At 67.1% G+C, this 18,334-nt stretch carries 16 protein-coding genes; 3 read left to right on the top strand and 13 right to left on the bottom strand.

Annotation, left to right across the window (positions count from 1 at the left end; all coding sequences use genetic code 11):
- The 7 genes from der to ABIC32_RS15020 form a co-directional block, all read right to left on the bottom strand.
- A complete protein-coding gene (gene der / locus ABIC32_RS15050) occupies positions 1–1,620 on the bottom strand; it encodes a ribosome biogenesis GTPase Der (protein ID WP_055754955.1) in 1,620 nt (539 codons plus the stop codon).
- A 31-nt stretch (positions 1,621–1,651) separates the two neighbouring features.
- Positions 1,652–3,034, bottom strand: a complete 1,383-nt coding sequence (locus ABIC32_RS15045; protein WP_088582173.1) for a PQQ-binding-like beta-propeller repeat protein — start codon at positions 3,032–3,034, stop codon at positions 1,652–1,654.
- Between the two features lie 26 nt (positions 3,035–3,060).
- The gene (locus tag ABIC32_RS15040) at positions 3,061–3,891 is read right to left on the bottom strand and encodes a tetratricopeptide repeat protein (RefSeq protein ID WP_354074731.1); all 831 of its coding nucleotides are present in this window, start codon (positions 3,889–3,891) and stop codon (positions 3,061–3,063) included.
- A 79-nt stretch (positions 3,892–3,970) separates the two neighbouring features.
- Positions 3,971–4,807 (bottom strand): 3-methyl-2-oxobutanoate hydroxymethyltransferase, encoded by an 837-nt coding sequence (gene panB, locus ABIC32_RS15035; RefSeq protein ID WP_354074729.1) that lies wholly within the window; start codon positions 4,805–4,807, stop codon positions 3,971–3,973.
- Positions 4,808–4,876: 69 nt separating this feature from the next.
- Positions 4,877–5,293, bottom strand: coding sequence for a hypothetical protein (locus tag ABIC32_RS15030; RefSeq protein ID WP_017506107.1), 417 nt, complete (start codon positions 5,291–5,293; stop codon positions 4,877–4,879).
- Positions 5,283–5,840 carry an RNA polymerase sigma factor gene (locus ABIC32_RS15025; protein ID WP_055808384.1) on the bottom strand — a complete coding sequence of 186 codons (558 nt, stop codon included), beginning with the start codon at positions 5,838–5,840 and terminating at the stop codon, positions 5,283–5,285. Before ABIC32_RS15025 ends, ABIC32_RS15030 begins: the two co-directional genes overlap by 11 nt.
- Before the next feature lie 24 nt (positions 5,841–5,864).
- On the bottom strand, positions 5,865–6,263 hold the full coding sequence (locus ABIC32_RS15020) for a DUF6249 domain-containing protein (RefSeq protein ID WP_055808381.1): 399 nt from the start codon (positions 6,261–6,263) through the stop codon (positions 5,865–5,867).
- Positions 6,264–6,439: 176 nt separating this feature from the next.
- Here ABIC32_RS15020 and ABIC32_RS15015 point away from each other — a divergent pair, with 176 nt between their 5' ends.
- Both ABIC32_RS15015 and ABIC32_RS15010 read left to right on the top strand, forming a co-directional pair.
- Positions 6,440–6,679, top strand: a complete 240-nt coding sequence (locus ABIC32_RS15015) for a DUF2188 domain-containing protein (RefSeq protein ID WP_055808379.1) — start codon at positions 6,440–6,442, stop codon at positions 6,677–6,679.
- 7 nt (positions 6,680–6,686) lie between these two features.
- Positions 6,687–7,496, top strand: coding sequence for an endonuclease/exonuclease/phosphatase family protein (locus ABIC32_RS15010; protein WP_354074728.1), 810 nt, complete (start codon positions 6,687–6,689; stop codon positions 7,494–7,496).
- Here the strand turns inward: ABIC32_RS15010 and ABIC32_RS15005 are convergent.
- From ABIC32_RS15005 to ABIC32_RS14985, 5 genes are all read right to left on the bottom strand, one after another.
- Entirely contained in the window at positions 7,489–7,836 is a 348-nt protein-coding gene (locus ABIC32_RS15005; protein ID WP_354074727.1) for an ArsC family reductase, read from the bottom strand. The genes ABIC32_RS15010 and ABIC32_RS15005 overlap by 8 nt on opposite strands.
- Positions 7,837–7,898: 62 nt before the next feature.
- Positions 7,899–8,906: a sensor histidine kinase gene (locus ABIC32_RS15000; RefSeq protein WP_354074726.1), complete on the bottom strand. Its 1,008-nt coding sequence runs from the start codon at positions 8,904–8,906 to the stop codon at positions 7,899–7,901.
- A 91-nt stretch (positions 8,907–8,997) separates the two neighbouring features.
- Positions 8,998–9,963: a winged helix-turn-helix domain-containing protein gene (locus ABIC32_RS14995; RefSeq protein WP_354074725.1), complete on the bottom strand. Its 966-nt coding sequence runs from the start codon at positions 9,961–9,963 to the stop codon at positions 8,998–9,000.
- Between the two features lie 344 nt (positions 9,964–10,307).
- Complete coding sequence (locus ABIC32_RS14990) at positions 10,308–11,024, bottom strand: hypothetical protein (RefSeq protein ID WP_354074723.1); 717 nt, start codon at positions 11,022–11,024, stop codon at positions 10,308–10,310.
- 54 nt (positions 11,025–11,078) lie between these two features.
- Positions 11,079–13,697, bottom strand: coding sequence for a TonB-dependent receptor (locus tag ABIC32_RS14985; protein WP_354074722.1), 2,619 nt, complete (start codon positions 13,695–13,697; stop codon positions 11,079–11,081).
- Positions 13,698–13,871: 174 nt separating this feature from the next.
- Here ABIC32_RS14985 and ABIC32_RS14980 point away from each other — a divergent pair, with 174 nt between their 5' ends.
- Positions 13,872–14,960 (top strand): ABC transporter ATP-binding protein, encoded by a 1,089-nt coding sequence (locus tag ABIC32_RS14980; protein WP_354074721.1) that lies wholly within the window; start codon positions 13,872–13,874, stop codon positions 14,958–14,960.
- A 155-nt stretch (positions 14,961–15,115) separates the two neighbouring features.
- Here ABIC32_RS14980 and ABIC32_RS14975 read toward each other — a convergent pair whose 3' ends face one another.
- Positions 15,116–18,331: a discoidin domain-containing protein gene (locus ABIC32_RS14975; protein WP_354074719.1), complete on the bottom strand. Its 3,216-nt coding sequence runs from the start codon at positions 18,329–18,331 to the stop codon at positions 15,116–15,118.
- Positions 18,332–18,334: the final 3 nt, after the last annotated feature.

Raw genomic sequence — 18,334 nt, 5'->3', positions numbered from 1 at the left:
TCACTTCTTGGCGCCGCCCTTTTGGCCTGTGCGGATCCGGCCCGAACGCGACACCTGGCGAGCGCCGCCGCGCGCGCCCTTCTGAACCGCCACGGACGAACCGGCCTTCTTCGACGCGCTGGACTTCAACCCGCCCAGAATCTTGGGCTGGGCCTTGCGGGTCTTCTTCTGCTCCAGCGCCTTGCCGGGCAGTTTGGACAGGGCCTCTTCCTTCTCGGCCTTCTTGACGCGGCGCGGCGCGGTCTTGGCGTCGCCCTTGTAGCGTTCCGGCCCGGACTTGGCGCCGCCTTCGGCATAGGGGTTCACACCGCTGGACTTGACGTTCAGACGGATCGGCGTGCCCGGCAGGTCGAAGCTCTCGCGGATCGAGTTGACCAGATAGCGCTTGTAATGCTCCGGCATCGACTCGGCGCGGTTGGCCATCAGCACGAAGGTCGGCGGGCGGGCCTTGGTCTGGGCGATGTATTTCGGCTTGATCCGCTTGCCGTCCACGGCGGGGGGCGGGTGCCGCTGGGTCGCCATGGACAGCCAGGTGTTCAGGTCCTTGGTCTTCACCTTGACCGACCAGGTGTCATAGGCCTGAAGCACCGCCGGCATCAGCCGTTCGACTCCGCGCCCGCTGTGCGACGACAGGGCCACGAAGGGCGAACCCTTCAGTTGCGGCAGCTTGTCCTCGGCCATGCCCTTCAGCTTGGCCATACGGGACTGGGGCTCGTCCTCCAGGTCCCACTTCGACGCGACATAGACCAGGGCGCGGCCCTCGCGCTCGACCAAATCGGCCAGTTGCAGGTCCTGGGTGTCGAAGGCGTCGTCCTTGTCCATCATCAGGATGACGACTTCGGCGAATGTGATGGCCCGGATGGTGTCGGCGACCGACAGCTTCTCCAGCTTCTCCTGCACCCGCGCCTTGCGACGCATGCCGGCCGTATCGACCAGACGGATGTTCTTGCCCTCGAACTGCCAGTCGACCGAGATGGAATCGCGGGTGATCCCAGCTTCCGGCCCGGTCAGCAGCCGGTCGTCGCCGATCAGGCGGTTGATCAGCGTGGACTTGCCCGCATTGGGCCGGCCGATGACGGCGATGCGGATCGGCTTGTCCGGCTCGTCGATCTCCTCGACGAAGATGTCCTGCGAGGCCGCGACGATGGCGGCGTACAGATCGGCCATCCCCTCGCCGTGCTCGGCCGAGATGGCGACGGGTTCGCCGAAGCCCAGGGCGTGCGCCTCGCCGACGCCGCCGCCGCTTTCGCGGCTCTCGGACTTGTTGGCCAACAGGATGATCGGCTTGTGCACCCGGCGCAGGCGCTCGGCGAAGATCCGGTCCAGCGACGTCACGCCCTCGCGGGCGTCCATCATGAACATGACCAATTCGGCGTCGTCCAGCGCGGCCTCGGTCTGCTCGCGCATCCGGGCTTCCAGGCTGTCGTCGGTGACGTCCTCGTATCCCGCCGTGTCGATGAGCGTCAGGTCCATGTCGCCGATGTTGCCGTCGGCGTATCGCCGGTCGCGGGTCACGCCGGGGCGATCGTCGACGAGCGCCAGGCGCTTGCCGACGAGGCGGTTGAACAGTGTCGATTTGCCCACATTGGGGCGGCCGACGATGGCGACCTTCAGAGCCATGTCGGCCTTCTAGCTTAGTTTGGGCTGAAAATCAGCGGATGCAGATCAGTTGGCCGTTGTCGGTCAGCACATAGAGCGCGCCGTTATAGGCGGCCGGCGCGATATAGGCTGGCGCGCCCAGCTTCAGCGTCGTCTGCGCCACGCCAGTCTTCGGATCGAAGGCGACGGCCTCGCCGAACGAATTGACCATCACCAGACGGTTGGAGGCCAGCAGCGGTCCCGACCATTGCGGGCGGATGGTGCGACGGCCGAAGGTCAGGAAACCGCCCTCGCGGCGCTCGCGGCCCTCGTTCAGCTCGCGCGTCCAGTAGATCTGGCCCGTGTCACGGTTGGCCGTGATCAACTGCCCCGACTTGGACACCACGAAGACGGCGTCGCCGACCGGCAGCGGCGCGTTCACGCCCGTCACCGGCAGTTGCCACTTCGGCTGACCCGAACGCAGATCCAGCGCCGACATCACGCCCGAGTGGCTGACGCCATAGACCATGCCACGGCTGATGACCGGACGGCCCGCCACGTCGCGAACCTCAGACAGGGCGCTGGTGCGGCTGGTGCGCGACAGGGTCTCTTCCCACACCGCCTGGCCGTTCAGGGCGCTCAGCGCGACCAGCTGGCCCGAGGCGAACGGGGCGACGACGGTCGTGCCGCTGACGGCGGGGCTGGAGGCGCGCATGACGCGCGCCGGCTCGGCGATGCCGCGATAGGTCCAGTCCTGGGCGCCGGTGTTGGCGTCAAAGGCGAACAGCTGGCTGTCCACGTCCACGACGAAGACCCGGTTGCCCGAGACGGTCGGGGCGCCGTGGATCGGGGCGTCCACCTGCTGGGTCCAGACCACCGCGCCGGTGTTGGCGTCCAGCGCCGTCATCGAGCGATAGCCGGACGAGACGAAGACCTTGCCGCCGCCGACGGCGACGCCGCCGCCGAAGCCGCCGTTGCGGTCACGATCGGCGTTCTTGACGTTGGCCTTCCACAGGATCGCGCCGGTGTCGGCCGAAACCGCCGAAACGGTCGATTCGCCGTCCAGCACGAAGATCTTGCCGTCGGCGGCCACGATCGGGGCCATGACGTTGCCGACGTGAGCCGATCCTGAGCCGACGCCCCGCTTCCACGCGATCTGGAAGTTCGGCGCCGCAATGACGTGCTCGACCAGGTTCTCGGACGTGCCGCCCGGCTGCGTCCAGGCCGTCACGGCCTGCGGACCCGGCAGGAAGAAGTCGCGGCCCGACAGGGCGGCCGACGGCGACAGGCTCTGTTCGAACTCAAGCACCGAAATTCGTTGCCCGGCCGAGGCGGTCGCGCCGGCGTCTTCCTTGCCGCCGCCCAGACCGAACGGCAGGTTGCGGCGCACGGTGCCGCAGGACGCCATCGTTGCGGCGACGCCGCAGATCAGCGCGACTTTCAGAACTCGGTTCATCGGGGGCGTCCTGTAAGGGGTCGTCACTATTGGGCGGCCGGCGCGGCGGCGGGAGCCGCCTGAGCGGGTGCGGCCTGAGCCGGGGCAGCTTGGGCCGGAGCAGCCTGAGCCGGAGCAGCCTGGGCGGCCGAGGGCGTCATCGCGTTCGCAGCGCCGGCGGCCGGAGGCGTCGCCTTGGCGGCGGCGTCGATGATGGGCTTGATGGCGGCTGCGGTGCCGGCGTCGATGGATTCCACGGCGATCTGGGCGCGCTGACGGATCGAGTCCGGCACGTCCTGACCCAGTTGCAGCAGCACGAAGGCCTCACGCGCTTCCTTGGTCTTGCCGTGTTGCAGGCGCGCCAGGGCCAGGGCTTCCTGGGCGAAGGCGTGCAGCGGGCGCTTGTCTTCGGCCAGCGGCGTCAGGCGCTTTTCGATCTCGGCCAGCGGCGCGGTGTCCATGATCAGGAAGGCGGCCTTCAGGGCGGGCGGGTCGGACAGGATCGGATCGCTGGACGCCTTGGCGGCCTCGTCGAACAGGCGAACCGCGTCCTGGAACTTGTTGGCGCTGACGGCCAGGCCGGCCTGCTGTTGCAAAGCCAGGACCTTATAGGCGCCATTGCCTTCCTTGATCGCTTCCTCGAAGGCGGCCCGAGCGTCCATCGGCTTGTCGGCGCGCAGGGCCTCCATGCCGCGATCATAGGCCTCGGCGGCCTTGGCGGCCTTGTTGGAGTTCAGGCTGTCCCAGCCCCACCAACCCAGGGCGCCGATCAGGGCGACGACCAGCACCACGCCGAAAACGGGCAGCCAGGTCTTGGCCAGGCGCTTCAACTTGTCGGAGCGAAGCTCCTCCTCGACCTGCTCGAAGACATCAACCACTGAAACGTCGCCCCAAAATCGCGAAATGCAAACCGGCGCGGACCCTAGAAGGTCGGCTCCCCGCCCGCAACGTCGTCCGTTACTGCGAAGCCGGCTTTTTCGAGAAGTAGGTCTCGACTTCGGCAGGAAAACGGCGGGTTTTCACATCGCTGGCGAAAGCGGCCGCCGCGCGGTCGATCTCGGTGCGCAGATCGGCGTATTTGCGCACGAACTTCGGGGTCCAGTCGAACATGCCCAGCATGTCGTTGACAACCAGCACCTGACCGTCGCAGGCGGCCGAGGCGCCGATGCCGATGGTGGGCGCGTCGATCGTCTCGGTGATCTCGCGCGCCAGCGATTCGGCGACGCCCTCAATGACGATGCAGAAGGCGCCGGCATCGGCGACGGCCTTGGCCTCGGCCAGCACCCGGTCGCGCTCGCTCTCGGTCCGGCCCTTGGCCTTGAACCCGCCTTCGGCCAGGATCGCCTGGGGGCGCAGGCCGACATGGCCCATGACCGGAATGCCGCGCTTGACCAGGAAGGCGACGATCTCGGCCATTTCGATGCTGGTTTCCAGCTTCACCGCCTGGGCGCCCGTCTCCTTCATCACCCGCACGCAGTTGGCGTAGGCGACCTCCTTGCCGCCCTCGTAGGAGCCGAACGGCATGTCCACGACCACCATGGCCCGCCTGGCGCCGCGCATGACGGCCTGCCCGTGCAGGATCATCATCTCCAGCGTCACGCCCACGGTATTGGGCAGGCCGTGAACCGCCATCCCCAGGCTGTCGCCGACCAGCAGCACATCGCAGTGCGGATCCAGCAGGGCCGCCATCGGCGCGTCATAGGCCGTCAGGCAGACGATGGGCTCGCCGCCCTTGCGCCCCGCGATATCGGGCACGGTGATGCGTTTGACGCTCTCTTGGGTGTGGATAGACATCGCCGGGCCTCCTGACGTGAAGGGGTCAGATAGGCCCCTGCCCCGCCGGTGTCACCCTCGCTGCCGCGCTCACACGTCCTGCGACAGCTTCGCCACGCCCGCCGCCATCAGGGCGACCAGGGCCCCGGCGACGATCCAAAAGGCCATCATGCCCGAGCCGTTCATCACATCCAGAGACCCGACACCGAGACCTTGAAGGCCCAATCCGTCCAGGCCTGATTGCGCCGCCCCCTGCGCCGTGGCGGCTGCGGCCCTGAGACCTTGCGCCAAGGTCGTATCGCCGTCGGCGGTGAAGTTGATGTTCACCCCCTCACGCACCGCCAGCACGCCGCCGATCAGTCCGGCCGCCGTCAGGGTCAGGGCGCGCCAGCGCGACCGCGTCTCCATGCGCGCTTGCACCGTCGCCAGGAACAGAGCCTCGTCCGGCAGGCTCGGCGCCTGGGCGAACAGCCTTTCGATCATCGGATCGAATTCGTCAGCCGACATGGACCGACCTCCCGCCTGAGCCGTGCGCCGGTTGAAGCCGCGCACGGAGTTTATCCAGACCACGTTTGACATGCGATTTCACCGTGCCAAGCGGCAAATTCATGGCTGCCGCGATTTCCGGATGCGACATCCCCGCGCCGTGGCACAGGGAGACGCAGACACGCTCTGTTTCGCTGAGCGTCTTCAACGCCTCGTCCAGGTCCATCAGACCGCCGCGATCGACGACCACATCCGCCTGATCAGCCTCGATCTCGGCGACGTAGCGCGCCTCCTTGGCCACCCGCTTCAGATAGAGCCGCGCGGCGATCTTCTTGATCCAGCCTGCAAACGTTCCCTGCCCGCGAAACTCCGCGCACCGCTGGAACCCTTGCAGAAAGGCGTCCTGCGCCACGTCGTCGGACAGGGACGGCGTCGCCCCCATCCGGCGCAGCAGCCCCCGCACCGCCGACCCGTGCCGACGCACCAGCTCGCCATACTCCCGCCGACCGCCGGCCGCCGCCTGGGCGGCCAGCTCCACATCGTGGAAGTCTCTCAATGATTTGACCATGACGTTTCCCCCTTCCGGCGGACGTCAGTCTTTGTTCGGGTTGAAGAAGCCCAGGATGATGAAGGCGACGCCGATGGCTGCGGGAATACAGGCGATGCCCAGCAACGCGCCCTGGCCATTGCCGCCCCAGACGTGGGTCGTGCCCTGAACGACGATGCCGAACCCGGCGATGCCGATGCCGCTCGCCAGGCTGAGCACGCCCTTGCGAATGTCCTTGCTGCGCGACGGCAGCCCCTTCTGCACATCCTTGGTCATCACATCGAGCAGTTCGGGCGGCAGTTCCTGACCCTTGTCGACGGCGAGACGCACGGTCTCCTGCATGTCGCGCTTTTCGCGGTATTTCAGGAAGGTGGGGCCGAAGACAATGGCCGTAATCGTGCCGAAGACGGCGAAGATGGCGAAGATCGGAATGAAGTCTTCCATGTCGAGTATCCCTTGAACCGTTGCAGCAGCCTGATGCGGCGGCCTTCTGATCACAAGAGGCTGGCCGACGCCTCAACGGATGCGCGGCGTTACGTGAAATCTTCGTAAGGTCGCCGTTTCGGCCGCCGTCGGTTCGGTCTAGGGTCCGGTTTCATCAATCTCAGGAGCGCATCCTCATGGCCCATGTCACCTATCGCATCGTCGAACACGACGGCGGCTGGGCCTACAAGTCCGGCGACACCTATTCCGAGACCTTCGCCACCCACGACGACGCCAAGGCCGCCGCCGTGCGCGTCGCGCGCGAGCAGCGCGTGCCGGACCAGACCGCAGCGATCGAATACGAGACCGCCGCCGGCGAATGGGTCACCGAAAGCGCCGACGGCCACGACCGCCCCTCCACGGACGTCGAGGGCTGAGGCCGAGATGATCCACCGTCGCACCCTGCTGGCCGCCGCCGCCCTCGCGCTGCTGGCAGGCTGCGCCACGGCCCCAAAGGCTAAGACGCCCACCGAGCTGAAGCTCGTCACCTTCAACATCTGGCACAACATGGGCGACTGGGCCGGCCGTCGTCCGTTGCTGGTCGCCGCGCTGAAGGCCCAGGACGCCGACGTCATCGCCCTTCAGGAGGTCCTGGAGGACGCCAATGTCGGGCTGGAGAACCAGGCCCGGATGCTGGCGCGCGAACTGGGCGGCTATCATGTCGCCTTCGTCTCGACCGACGCCGAGGGCGCCCCGCGCCGCTATGGCAACGCCCTGCTGACCCGCCTGCCGGTTCTGGCCGAGGCCTCAACCAGGCTTGAGCCGCTCGACGATTTCCGCACCGCGCTTCGCCTTCGCGTCGCGGTCCAGGGTCGCCCGGTCGATGTCGTCGTCACCCATCTGGCGTGGCAACAGGACGCCGGCCCGGTCCGCGCCCGCCAGATCGCGTCGCTGCTCGGCTGGCTGCCGCAGGACAGCACGCCCCTGATCGTCATGGGCGACTTCAATGCGACCCAGGAAGACTCCGGCCTGGCGACCCTGACCGGCCCCCGCTTCTTCAGCGCCCTGCCTCGCGGCTCGGTCACGACCACCCTGAACCCGGCCAAGGGTCACCCTGAGCGCGTCATCGACCACATCTTCGTCGAACAGGCCGCCTTCATGCCCGGCGAGGCCCGCCGCTTCGGCGATACGCCCACAAACGGCGAATACCCGTCCGACCACTTCGGCGTCGTCGCGACCGTCCGGCTCAGGTAAGCGCTGAGGCGTAGGTCTCGGGCTTGAATCCCACCAGCCGCCGATTCCCCAGATCCAGCACCGGCCGTTTGATCATCGACGGCTGGGCCGTCATCAGCGCGATCGCTTTCGCCTTGTCGATGTCCGCCTTGTCGGCATCCGGCAGCTTCTTGAACGTCGTCCCGGCCCGGTTCAGCACCGGCTCCCAACCGTGCTCGTCGATCCACTGCCCCAGCCGCCTCGCATCCACTCCGGCCTTCTTGTAGTCGTGGAAGACATAGTCGACCCCCTGCTGCTCCAGCCAGACCCGGGCCTTCTTCACCGTGTCGCAGTTGGGAATGCCGTAGAGGGTGTAGGTCATGGGTTTCTCGGAGGTCGTGGATCAAGCGGATCCAGCCGCTTTCGCCCCCTCGCCGAGCATCGTCAACTGTCGGTCAGACGCGACGCCGGTGCTGTGAACGTCGCCGAGAACCCCTCCACGCCGTAACGAAGATCCGCGCCGCCGCACCCCAGCAGGCCTCTCGCGAGCAGTTTGACGCCAAAGCCGGTCTTGAGCGGCGGATGGGCCGGCGCGCCCCCGCCTTCGATCCACGTCAGAACGAGTTCACCCTCATCCAGCCGCCAATCGACCGAGACGCGGCCGCCGGGCTTGGCGAGGGCGCCATGCTTGAACGCGTTCGTCGTCAGTTCGTGGATGATCAAGGCGACCGTCTGCGCCACACGCGGCGACAGGTGCACCGAGGGCCCCGAGATGGAAACCGGCCTGCGCACCAGATTACCCACCGCTTCGCGGACGATCTCACCGAGGTCGCCGCCATTCCAAGCCTTCTCATCCAGCGTCTGCTGGGTCTGGGCGATGGCGTTCAATCGCTCGTCAAAACGCTCCAGCACATCGCGATCGACGCCCGACAAGGTGCTGCGGGCGACCGCTTGAACCAGGGCGAGGGTGTTCTTCACCCGGTGACCGCATTCGTCGACCAACATCTGCCGGTGTTGCTCGCCCCGCACCCGCTCGGTCGTTTCGTTGGCGATATTGAGAATGCCGACGATCGCGTCGCCGTCCCGCACGGGGCTGTAGGACAGCACCCAGCAGGTGTCTTCCGAATAGCCGTTTCGAACCATCGTCAGCGGCAGGTCTTCCAGAAAAACGGTTTCGCCTGCCAGCGCGCGCTCCGTCAGCGGGCGCAAATCGTCCCACACCTCATGCCAGACCTGGTCCAGCGGACGACCCAGGGCGCTCGGATGCTTTTGTCCGAGCAGCGGAATATAGGCGCCGTTATAAAGCAAGGTGCGCTCCGGGCCCCACATGACGCTGGCCGCGAAACCCATTCCCATCATCATGTCATAGATAATGCTCAGCGCGGGCGACCAATCGCGCCTTGGCCCCAGGGGCGTCGTCGCCCAGTCGAACGCATCAATAAGGGCTGGCATCGGCGCGGCCCCTGTTGACGACGGCATTCGACGCGCAACCGACGAATGCAGCTCCAGCATCGATCTGTGATGCGAACCTCATCATCTTCGTTCAGAATAATCGAATGGTTTCGCTTGGCCGATCGACGATCACGCCCGCGACATAGAGTTTGCGCACCAGTTGCTGCGTGCCGAGAATCGTCCGGCTTTGAAAATCGAGCCAGTTCGCGACCAGGGTCTGATCCGGCAGATTGATGTCTCTCTTGCCCGCGACCCGGATGACCAAGCCTGCCCTTTCAAGCTGACCCAGGTGCCTGCGAACCGTTTCGTCGTCCATTCTGGCGGCCTTGGCGACCTCGATCACGCTCACCGGCCCGAACGGCGGGTTTAGGGGGCCAAGACGGCCGGCGTCCGGCTCCTGAACAACCCGCAAGGCGCTTCCGGTGAGATGCGACAGCCAGAGCAGGACGTAGTGCGTCGTCAGGCTGATTTCGGGCTTCAGCGATCGGGCGTGCTGGATGCCTTTCAGGACGTGCGCCGTCATCAGCCGCGTCGCCAAGCCTGCGACTGGCCAGGCTGGCGTGACGACCCGGTCGCCGTCGCGGGCGCCGCATGCATTCAGCATCGCCAACCCATAGACGAATTCCACCGTGGCCAGAAGGAAGGCTTCCATCGCGGACTTGAACGGTTTCGACTGCGACACCTCGGCGCGCAAGACGAAGCCGCCGTCGGTCCGCACCAGCACGCCCCGCTCCACCAATCCCGCCAGTTTGGTGCGTGCGCTCTCGCGCGGCACGCCCAGGGACATGGCGATGCTGATTGCATTCACAGGCCGCCGCAGGGCGTTCGGCAAAATGCCGGCTCCAATGGAAGAGTCGCGTGCCGCACCTTCGTCGTCGGCGCCTCTGACGTTTGCATCCACGACGCCCGCCGTCAGCAGGGCTGATATCAGATCCTCGTCGATCCAGGTGCGGGATGCGGCGATGAAATCGAGGGTCAGCTTCGTATTCAGCCAAGCGACCTGAGCGGCCTGTAAACGCAGAGACATTGGCGGACCGTTTGAGGCTTCGACGAACACTGTCGCCCTCGCTCGCGCCCCTGTCGACAAAGCAACTACCGAAAATGAGGTTTCGGGACAGATGCGGAGCGACGACCGATCCACGCTCAGAGGCGCCCACCCTTGCCGTCATTGTTCGCCGACAAATCCCCTTTAGTGTCGGGCGCTTAGAGACGGCCTTCGTCAATCGACCTGACGCATCCCCGAACGGGACTATGATGTCGACGGGTCTTTGAAAACAGCAGCGCTCACGAATTGCACCACCTTGCACTTTGCACGCCCTTTTTCGGCGTCGTGCAATTTCGTTCTGTCACTGATTTCAGACGAATTAGACGAATTAGACGGTGTTCTTGTCAGGCGACCGTCTAGGCCGCGAACCCGGCGAAGACGCCGATGACCATCACGATGAAGGTCGCAACGACGCTGGACAGACCGATGGCCGTCATCACGATCAGGCCCTTGGCTAGGCCGGGGACCACGCCCCGATACCACCGTCCCCGCCCCATCCGCATGAAGGCCACGATGCCCAGCGCCAGCATCAAAAGGCTGCACGCCGCGGCCAGCGGGCCGGGGCTGAACATGAACCAGGCCAGCGGCAGCAACGGCACGGTCCAGGCGTTCAGATAGGCGAAGGCCGCGCGAAACCCGCATCTCACGCCCAGGTCCTCGGCGTCCCACAGGCGAAACAGCGGCATGGCCGCCAGGGCATAGAGGGGCGCCATGATCGGCACGGCCACCAGCGACATCCAGCCGTCCGCGTCCGACATGAAGGCGTCGCGCGACTTGCCCGCTTCCTGAAGCAAAGGGTTCAGAACATCGGCCGGCATGCCTTCCAGATAGAGGCTCAAGCCCCCGCGCAGAAAGACGATCAGCATCAGGATCGCGTTCAGCGCCAGATACAGCTTCAACGGCTTGGCGTAACGCCCGCCCCCCGTCGGCCCCTCGATCATCCAGGCCTGAAGCACAAGTCGGGGCCGCACCAGCAGGTCGCGCACGGTCCGCACCTCTGCGCCGCCAAAGCCCAGCGCGTCCTCGGACAGGTCCTTGAACGCCTGCTTGCGCGTCGTCTCGCCGTCGGTCATCGGATTCTCCCCTGGGGGATGCATACACCGCCCGGTTGACCGCGCAACCGCCGATCAGAACCGCTTGCTCAGGCCGATGCTGACCACCCGCCCGCGCGGATCGGCTACGACCGGGTCATAGCCCAGGGCGAACTGCGCCAGCGGCGGCGCCTTGTCCGCGACATTGACCACCCCGACCGACAGATCCAGGTCGGCGCCGATCATGCGGCTGTAGAGCAGATCGAGCGTCGTCTGGCTGGCGATGCTGGCGTCGGTGATGCCGCTGCGATCATTGGCGTAGCCGTCGGTATAGTGGACCAGCGCCGTCAACGCGTTCGCCCCGCCGCTCCAGCCCAGGGCGAACTCCCCGCGATTGCGTGGCAGGGACCGGCCGATGTTATTCAGGTTGGTCGAACCGACGCCCGACACCTTCGCAGCCGACGCGTCCAGCCGGATGTCATAGGCGTCCACATAGGTCCAGGTCGCCGAGGCCGTCGCCTCCCCGCCCCACAGGCCGCGCCGATAGCGGGCCGACAGGTCGATCCCTTGGGTCTCGATGGACGAGGCGTTGACGAAATACAGCTGCACGAAGGTCAGGGCGCCGCTGGGCGAGCGGGTGATCCGGCTTTGGGCCTGCGTGCCGGTCCGCCCCGCCGCCGTATCGGCCGCCGCCTGGTTGATGATGCCTTGCGCCGACTCCTTGACCACCTGATCGGCATATTCGAACCGCCAGGCGTCCACGCCCAGCTCCAGCCCGTCGATCGGCGTCCAGACTGCGCCCAGGTTCAGGCTCTCGGACTTTTCGGGCTTCAGGTCGGCCCGGCCCGAGGTCAGGGTGTTGACGAAAACGAACGCCCCTCGGTCGAACACCGACGGCTGCGACGCCTGCGCCCCCGACTGGGCATAGACCGACGGCGCCCGGAACCCCTGCCCCCACGACGCGCGCAGGGCCAGGGCGTCGGTCACGTCCCACCGGATCGCGGCCTTGGGGCTGAACCGGCCCTCGTCGCCGTCGTAGGATTCGTAGCGCCCGGCCAGCTGCGCCTCGATCCGGTCGCCCAGATGGAGGCGGGCTTCGGCAAAGGCGGCCAAGGCTTCCTGATCGCCCTCGAAATCCGGCGACACGCCCGCCGTCAGCAGATCGCCCCGGTTCACCAGATCGCTCCAGTCGTGACGGAAGCCGCTGCGGCGATACTGGGCGCCGACGGCCACATCGACCGACCCGCCGGCCCAGGCCAGGGCCTCGCCGCTGGTCGAGGCGTCCGCCGTCGTCAGGGTCGCCGCGCCCCGCAGGCCGGTCGAGCCGATCAGGCTGTCGATCAGCGCGGCGCTGTTCGCCGTTCCGCTCCCCAGATAGGCGCTGCCGAACGGGTTGAAATACTGGCAGGCGCCGACGCCGGGCGTGCCCGTCGCGGCATTGCAGCCCGCCCCGCCCAGGCCGTTCAGCGCATTCTGCAAGGCGCTGCCGATGGTGTCGGGCTTGTCGTAGGCGACGTGCTGACGGCTGCTGGTCGCCGACAGGTTCCAGGTCCAGCCATTGCCGAAGCGCCCATCCAGCCCGGCCGCAAGACGCCAGGTGCGATAGTCGAACTCGGCCTGCGACGCGCCGGCCTCCGCCCCCAGCAGCCGCCCCCGGAACAGCACCGCCTCGCCGAAAGGATTGTCGGGATGGCTCGCCGGCACGGTCAGCGACCGCGCCAGGATCGGCAGCGACGGCGACTGGCGCGCGATGGTCTTCGTCGCCGACCACGCCCCTTGCAGCGACAAGGTCATGTCGCCCACAGGCCGCTGGTAGTCCGCGAACAGCTGCGTGCGCGTCTCCTCCGGCGCCAGATCGAAGAAGTCGGAATAGTCCAGCCGACAGAAGCTGTCGGTCGGCGTGTTCAGATAGGCGCTACCGAACGCCGGATTGCCGCACGCCGGATCGGGCGAAAACCCATTGCGGCTGGGTCGGAAATAGGAGCCCGGCTGGCCATAGCTGGTCACGGCCGTCCAGGCGGCGCGGCCATAGCGTTCGGCCTGGGTGAAGTCCCGCTCTTCCGAGCCCAAGGCCGAACGATGGAAATGCGAGGCCGCCAGCGTCAGGTCTCCGCCCAGCAGGCGAACCTCGCCAATGGCCTCGATCACGCTCTCTTCCGACCCGTCGGCGACGGCGTATTTGGCGCTGACCTCGGGACGGTCCACGCCCCGCCGAGTGATGAAGTTGACCACGCCCGCCACCGCGTCCGAGCCATAGACCGCCGAGGCGCCGTCCTTGACCACCTCGACCCGCTGAAGCGCGATCATCGGAACCAGCGAGTTGATGTCGACGAAGCCCGAGCCGTCTGTCGCCACCACGGCGCTGTTGGTCCAGCGCTGGCCGTCCACCAGAACCAGGGTCGAGCCGAGGCCGAGATTGCGCAGGTTGAACTGGGCGGTGCCCGAACTCTGCGGCTGGTTCAGCTGATCGACCTGGGCCTCCGATCCCGAATTGGCCGTGACCAGCCGGACAAGTTGAGAGGCATCGGCGATCCCGGCGGCGGCCACCGTTTCGCGGGCCACGGTCTCTACCGGGGCGATCCGCTCGCCGCCCGCAATCCGGGAGCCGGTGACGACCACATCGTCCACGCGCGACGCCTGCTGGGCCTGGGCGGCCGCAGCCGTCGCCAGCCAAGCGATCGAGGCTGTCGCCATCAAGAAGTTGCGTTGCGTCATTCGGATACTCCCCCGCGATTGGCAGCGGGCTTCTATCCATCGCTTCGATTTTGCGAAAGCTTAATTTTGCAGTTTTGCAATTTCAGTTGGGCGCGAGACATCCTCCGCCATTGATCCCGCCATGTAACCGGTTACGGTGCAGCAAAACAGAAACGGCTCAGGGAAGCAGGAAGCATGGCGAACGTCCGTCTGGTCGACGTGAAGAAGGCGTTCGGCGCCGTCGAGGTGCTGAAGGGTGTCGATCTGGAGATCGCCGCCGGCGAGTTCGTGGTCTTCGTCGGTCCCTCGGGCTGCGGCAAGTCCACCCTGTTGCGCACCATCGCCGGTCTGGAAGAGGCGACGACAGGCCAGGTTCTGATCGGCGCCCGCGTGGTCAACGATCTGTCGCCCTCCGACCGCGGCATCGCCATGGTGTTCCAGTCCTATGCCCTCTACCCGCACATGACGGCCTATGAGAACATGGCCTTCGGCCTGAAGCTGGCCAAGACGGACAAGGGCGAGATCGACCGACGCGTCCGCGCCGCCGCCGAGGCGCTCAGCATCACCGACTATCTGGATCGCAAGCCCAAGGCCATGTCGGGCGGTCAGCGCCAGCGCGTCGCCATCGGCCGCGCCATCGTGCGCGAGCCCGAGGTCTTCCTGTTCGACGAACCCCTGTCCAACCTGGACGCCGCCCTGCGGGTGCGGATGCGCTACGAGTTCGCGCGCCTGCACGCCGAGCTGAAGACCACGATGATCTATGTCACCCACGACCAGGTCGAGGCCATGACCCTGGCCGACCGGATCGTGGTGCTGAACGCCGGTCGGATCGAACAGGTCGGCGCGCCCATGGACCTGTACGAAAACCCCGCCAACCTGTTCGTCGCCGGCTTCATCGGCAGTCCCAAGATGAACCTGCTGACCGCCGAAATCGTTGAGGCGTCGGCGACCGGCGCGACGGTGAAGACGACGGCCGGCGAGACGATCCGGATCGCCGTGAACGCCGCTTCGGCCAAGCCCGGCGACGCCGTCACCCTGGGCGTCCGCCCCGAGCATCTGACCCTCAACGACGCCGGCGACGCCCTGAGCGCCGAGGTCATGTTCGTCGAGACCCTGGGCGCCACGACCATGGCGCACCTGAAACATCCGGCGACGCCAGACACGCTGACGGTTCAGCTGGCGGGCGAACTGCGGGCCAAGGCGGGCGAGCGACTGACGCTGCACGTGCCCGCAAAACAGGCGCACCTGTTCGACGCGGACGGGAAGGCGTTCAGGCGCCTCTGACCCCTCTCCCATTAGGAGAGGGCTTGAGCGCCCGAGAGCGTAGCGATCGGTCCTGCGCGAAAGGGTGAGGGTCGCTGAATCGACATGGCCACCGGCCCACACTCATCCGGCCCTTCGGGCCACCTTCTCCCACTGGGAGAAGGAAAAGGCTTTCATCAGCGCAATTCGACCCGCCGCGCCCCTGCCGTAATGACCAGTTCGTCGCCCGACCACGTCGCTGAGCGGCCGTCGATCCGAACGCGCTCTGGCCGCCCCGGCCCCGCCGGCCATTGCAGCACGAAGCCGCCCGGCGGCGTCGCGTCGTCGCCCAGGGTGAGCACATAGCCGCGCCTTTCCTTGCGATAGGCGTAGGTCAGCGGCCCATAGGCGGTGCGCAGATTCCGCACTCCGACGCCTTCTTCCGTATCCAGCCACGCCTCCGGCACGCCCGCGGCCAGCACCAGGGCGTGATCGCGGTCCCGCTCGTAAGCGAACAGATCCAGCGCCGAGCGGATATAGTCCGAGCTGATCCAGGCGTGCGGCATGTCGCCGATGAAGCGCAGCTCGCGCTTCTCGCGGCCGACCACCTCGGCCCAGCCGTTCCAGGCCTCGGGCCGACGGTCGCCCATCAGGAAGTCCAGCACCTCCAGCGCCCGGCCCTTTTGACCCAGCCGCACAAGGGCGCCGACCAGCCGCCACTCGTAGGGGGTGTAGTCCTTCCACGCCGTGCGGTTGGTCAGGCGGTTCTGGAAGTTTTCCCAGTAGCGATCGAAGGTCCGCGCCAGAAGCTCGGGCGGCAGATGATCCTGTTCGCCCGCCGGCGACAGGGCGATGGTCGTCGAGGTGGCGTCGAAGTCGCCCCGGTCCGCAGCGCCGGCGATCCAGTCGATGCCATGATGGGCCGCCGTCGCGGTGATCGACGCCCGGATGTCGGCGGCGAACTGATCCCGCGCCGCCGCATAGCGAGCCGCGGCCTCCGCATCGCCCAGGGTTTCGGCGATGAAGACCGCGTCCTTGTAGCCCAGCAGGCCCCAGAAATCGTCCCAGTAGGAATAGGCCGCCTTGTCCGAATAGCCCTCGTGGCTGATCGTCGGCGGCAGCAGGCCATATAGGTGACGCTGGTTCGGCGTTTGGAAGGCCGTCGTCCGGGTCGAGGCGCGCAGTTCGTCCATATAGGCGATCGCCTTTTGCACCTGCGGCCAGACCTGGCGCAGCAGGGCTTCGTCCCTGGTGTAGCGATAGGTTTCGGCGGCCAGGAAGACGAACTCGCCGTGGCTGTCGTTCTCGGGCACCGGATCGGCGCCGCGCGCATCGACGCAGCACGGCACCTTGCCGTTCTCGAACACATAGGGGGCGTACCAGCGCAGATAGTCGGCGGAATGCTCGGCCATGCCCAACCGGTTCAACCCCTCGGCCATCATGGCCCCGTCGCGAATCCAGGAGCGGTTGTAGCTGCGTGTGCCCGGCTGAAGGATCGGCCCCTGACGCGACATCAGCATATGGGCCAGCGACGATTTCAGCGCGTCCTCGATCCGCTGGGCGGCGGGTGGCAGGGTCAGTTCGACCCGGTCCAGCTTCTCGCGCCATTCGGCCGCCAACCGGCTCTCGACCGCGTCCAGCACAGCCGCCGCCTGCCCCACCGGTTCGGGCGCCAGCGCGTCGCCGGATAGCTGCGACACCCAGCCGACCGTGCGCGTCTCGCCCGGTTGCAGCGTCACTTCGTAGGTCAGGGCGCCGGCGGCCAGACCCGTGGCGTCGGTCGTCGTCATGTCCTCGGCGGCCGATCGCCGCGCGGACGGCAGCATCAAAGACTGCGGATCGCTGCCGGCGTCGAAGGTCGCCAGCGCGACCTGATCCGGGGCCGCCAACGGCTGCACCGGCACCGCGCCGTTCAGGCTCAACTGCGCGCCGTCCCAGCCGATCGTCTCCACCGGGCTGACGCCGCCGGGAATCGCCAGGAACTGACGCGGCGCATTCACTTGCATCGGGCGCGCCGCCAGGGCCAGGGTCAGGGTGCGCGGCCGGCTGGAGGTGTTGGTCAGGTCGTAACGGCCCCAGAGCTGCGCCTGATCGGCCTGCCCGTCGGCGAAGCTGGTGATCTTCAGCGTCCAGTCGTCGGCGGTCCAGGTCACCGACGGGATCGGCAGGTCGCCGCCCTTAAGCCCCTGTTCGATACTGACGTCGGCCCAGGTGATCAGCCGCCCGTTGTCGACGACGAAGGGTTCGATACTGGGCCCGGCGCGACGCAGTTCGATGGCGCCGTCCTCGCCGATCAGGCCGCTCTCCCCGCCCCCGTCGACCCCGACCAGGGTCCAGTAGGACTGCTCGCCGGAGAAGCCGCGCGGGTAAAGGCCGCGCCGGTTTTCCTTGGCCACGGCTTCCAGAAACACCGTGGGGTCCGCGCCGAAGGTCAGCGGTTCGACCTCGATCTCGTTTAGAGCATAGGTCGTCGCCTGGGCCGCGCCCAGCCGCTGACCCGCGCCGGACGAGCCGACCACATCGGAGGCTGGAACGGGTTTCAGGGGCTCAAGTCTCAGCCAGCGCGCCGTCGCCTCGGGCGTCCTCAGCCAGTCGACGCCACCGTTGCCGCTCGTGACCGTCGCCAGTTCGCGCCAGTCGCGCCCGTCGATCGAGGCCGAAACCCGATAATCGCTGGCCGCGCCCCGCTCGTCCCAGCGCAGGGTCAGCCCGCCGAACTCGCGCTCGTAGCCCAGGTCCAATGTCAGGGCCGAGTCTTGGCCCACCGGCGGGGTCCAGGCGGTTTTTGGGTCCAGATCGACGGCGTTGGCGGCGGTCGACGCCGTTCGTCCATCGCTGGCGATCGGCTGGGGCGGGACAGGCGGATCGACCGGCAGGGCGCGCAGGGTCAGTTGGTCGATCTCGACCGAGCCCTTGCCGCCCTCCGCCGCGACCACGACGAACTCCACCCGTTCGGCGCGACGCAGGGTGGTTTCAGGGCTTGGCCCCCAGGCTTTGGAAACCTGACGGCGTTTGATGACAAACCTGGTCCAGCCGTCGGGGAAGTCGTAGCGCGCCGTCTGCTTCCACCAGACATTGTCGGCCGAAGCGTCGGTCAGCTTGACCTCGAATGTGTTGGTCGGCCCGGCGCCCCGCACCCAGAAGCTGATCTCGTAGTTCTCGGGCAAATCAAACGGCAGCGGCCGGCTAAGCACCGCGTAGCCCGCCTTGCCGTCGAAATCGTAGTCGAGGCGCACCGCTTTCCCGTCATGGCCGGCGACGGCGGAGACGGCGGCGTGAACGTCGGTCGAGGCGCTGGCCTCCCACCGCGTCGCGTCGTCCATGCTGTCGAGAACGCGCGTCTCCTGGGCGAGGGCGGGCGCGGCCAGAGCGAGGGTCAGGACCGAGGCGGCGGCCAGCAGGAGATTACGCATCGA

Source organism: Brevundimonas sp. 1080 (assembly GCF_040545985.1).
In the GTDB taxonomy this organism is placed as follows: domain Bacteria; phylum Pseudomonadota; class Alphaproteobacteria; order Caulobacterales; family Caulobacteraceae; genus Brevundimonas.
Note: the sequence above shows the minus strand (reverse complement) of the source record. Positions and strands in the feature narration are given on the sequence as shown.